The sequence below is a fragment of the Peribacillus sp. P4_C12 genome, from assembly GCF_056402095.1.
The window spans coordinates 1-2844 of sequence record NZ_JBFUIB010000463.1; the positions used below are offsets into that span (position 1 = coordinate 1).

The 2844-nt window shown below is 34.0% G+C and carries 4 protein-coding genes; 2 read left to right on the forward strand and 2 right to left on the reverse strand.

The features are described 5' to 3' along the window. Positions 1-42: 42 nt before the first annotated feature. Positions 43-354 carry a cell division suppressor protein YneA gene (yneA, locus tag AC1DUW_RS24930; RefSeq protein ID WP_053345510.1) on the reverse strand — a complete coding sequence of 104 codons (312 nt, stop codon included), beginning with the start codon at positions 352-354 and terminating at the stop codon, positions 43-45. A gap of 155 nt (positions 355-509) precedes the next feature. Here yneA and lexA point away from each other — a divergent pair, with 155 nt between their 5' ends. Together lexA and AC1DUW_RS24940 are read left to right on the forward strand one after the other, a co-directional pair. Next, complete coding sequence (gene lexA / locus AC1DUW_RS24935) at positions 510-1133, forward strand: transcriptional repressor LexA (protein ID WP_053345509.1); 624 nt, start codon at positions 510-512, stop codon at positions 1131-1133. 839 nt (positions 1134-1972) lie between these two features. After that, on the forward strand, positions 1973-2260 hold the full coding sequence (locus AC1DUW_RS24940; protein ID WP_477643731.1) for a hypothetical protein: 288 nt from the start codon (positions 1973-1975) through the stop codon (positions 2258-2260). Positions 2261-2517: 257 nt separating this feature from the next. Here AC1DUW_RS24940 and AC1DUW_RS24945 read toward each other — a convergent pair whose 3' ends face one another. After that, complete coding sequence (locus AC1DUW_RS24945; protein WP_477643732.1) at positions 2518-2757, reverse strand: hypothetical protein; 240 nt, start codon at positions 2755-2757, stop codon at positions 2518-2520. Between the last annotated feature and the right edge of the window lie 87 nt (positions 2758-2844).

Here is a 2844-nt window from a genome sequence, read left to right on the forward strand (position 1 = left end):
CTACAATAGATTACTGCTTTCATAATACCCTACCTTTACTACTTACTGCTGACTGGCCAAATTCTGAACAAGTTTTTCATTTTTAACCGGAATGACAATGACTTGACCAGGTTTTATTGAATCTGCACTGACTTCGTTGTGCTCTTCTATCCAACCAATGAATTCTTTTTTTGTCAAATCAGCTTCTTCATATTTTTCTGCAATCTCCCATAAGGTATCACCTTCATTTACTTCTATTGAAAGAAAATTATTATTTTGATTTTTGTCTAATGTGCAGGAGAATAAAATAGAAAAGATAAATACTGATCCCGCTAATAGAATCGTATAAATATAATTTTTGTACAACTTTTTCATAAATATCCCTCCAAAGCGAATGTTCGTTCGTATCTTATACCCAGATTATAGTACGAACGTTTGTTTCAGTCAACAACAAAATTCGAACTTATGTTTGTATAGAAATAGGGGCCATGCTATAATAAAGCAAAGAACTTTGGAGAAGAGGTGCACATATGACTAAACTATCAAAACGGCAGCAAGATATTCTTGATTTCATTAAAGAAGAGGTTCGCCAAAAAGGGTATCCACCTTCCGTAAGAGAGATTGGCGAAGCAGTGGGACTTGCATCAAGTTCAACGGTCCATGGACATTTATCTCGTTTGGAAAGTAAAGGACTAATCAGACGTGATCCTACTAAGCCGAGGGCCATTGAAATCTTAAACATAGAGGAAGCTAACACTATACCTAAGACTAATGTCGTTAACGTGCCGTTGCTTGGGAAAGTAACAGCAGGCATGCCGATAACCGCCATTGAGAACATAGAAGAATACTTCCCGCTTCCCGAAAGTATGGTTCCTCATGATGATCATGTATTCATGCTCGAAATCATGGGAGAAAGTATGATTGAAGCAGGAATTCATGATGGAGATTATGTCATCGTGAAACAACAGAGCAATGCCAATAATGGAGATATCGTAGTAGCCATGACTGAAGATGATGAAGCCACGGTAAAACGATTCTTTAAGGAACCGGATTACATACGGCTTCAGCCTGAAAATTCAAATATGGAACCAATTATTTTAAGAGGTGTCACGATACTTGGAAAAGTAATAGGCTTGTATAGACAAATACACTAAAAGCGCTAACTGCGCTTTTTTTTGTTTGTCTAATTTATGTCCCATATTCCTTCAATATGCATATGGAAGACTATGTTTTTGTGAATTTTTTATTTTTTAGTAGAAATCGTTTTTAATAGGTGTATCTACTTTTTATCTTTAATCTATCAAGCGATCTTTGACTTCATATTTCAGTTAACAGTACCTATGTATTAAAAAGGCAAAATACCTCGTTTATAATTTCGATCTTTCAGTACGGATGAAAGTGCTTAAGGAAAGTTTTTACTCATAAAACCAAATTAAAGAGAGAGTAACCAAATCTTGCTCCCCACTCATTTTTTTACTGCTCTCCTACTTCTACTGTAGTTAAACGTTTAATATCTGTTTCGTAAAAGGTGTATCGGGCAATCTTTAAATCTATAAGAGTAAAGACAGTGAAAAAGGATGATTTATGAGATAATTGAACGTTTTGTAGGTGAACTAGCTCAAGTAAACGGGGAAAGGAAAGACTGTCCAGAAACTCACTTCCGAAATATACTCAAGTCGGAGACGTATTAACTTTTGAAGGTATTACTATCGAGGTATCCTAGGAAGAACAATATAAATAAAGAAAAGAAATGGATGGATTAATGGAAGAACTTTGGGATGACTTACATCAAAAAAAACATTGAATCCACCATTATGTAATGGATTCAATGTTTTTTATTTTGAACCATGAAAAACCCTCAAACCAAGTCAAATCAAGAGCATTTAAACATTCCTCTTAATCGGTCTAAATCTTAAGGTATAAATACTTTATTGATGGTAAAAATTAATTAAATAAACCTTCCTTTACTTTCTCGTGAAAGTGGTGTTATTATTTGGATTTCCCAACCATCCATACAAACTTTTGGGATGCAGTAATAGCCATCCCAACTATCATAATCTTGACTCAAATTTTGAAGATCATGTTTCATATCCCTCCAAAATTCATACCTACAATTGCTATAGTTCTAGGTTTAATCATTTCCATTTTCATTAGCCATCGTCATCACTTTATAGCAGGCATTTTCATGGGCTGGTTCTATGGTTACGCAAGCATAGGCAATTATGCTRCGCTCAAAACTGCCATTTTGTCATATAGAGACTCTAATCAAAATAAGGATTAAGTAAACAGCGGTTTGCAGCTTTTTCTGCAGATGCAAATATTCTTAAACCTTATTCTCCTCTTGAATTCAAGTTTAGCCTACATAGTTAATTCCTAAAAATACACACATCGAATTGTTTTATTAACAAATTTACCTAAGTGGTAATCTTTAAATAAAATAAAGAGAGCCTTATTGCTTCTGCCTAACGCTCTTCTCCCTGTATCCCCTAAACAAGATGCCCTCTCAATAAAGAGAAGGCTATTTCCTAATTTTTTTATTTATTTTTCAATATAGACTGAGCGAATCAAAGTACGAGTTCTTTCAGTACYATCTATATTTTTTTCTTTTACATCAATCGTTATATTATAAACACCTGATTTAGGCACTTCTGGAAAGGCACCCGAAAAATTCTCTGTATCAATTTCCTTTATTGAGCTATTTTTAGCAATTTCATTTCCATCTTCATCAATAAGATGAACAGTAAAGGTGGTGCTAGTTGACTTATATTTATTTTTCATCGGAGTCTTTATTAATAATTTTGCATCCTTTTGTTTTACTTTCCCGGACATACTTTATGTAATGGGATCCCTTTCATTAAATTGTGC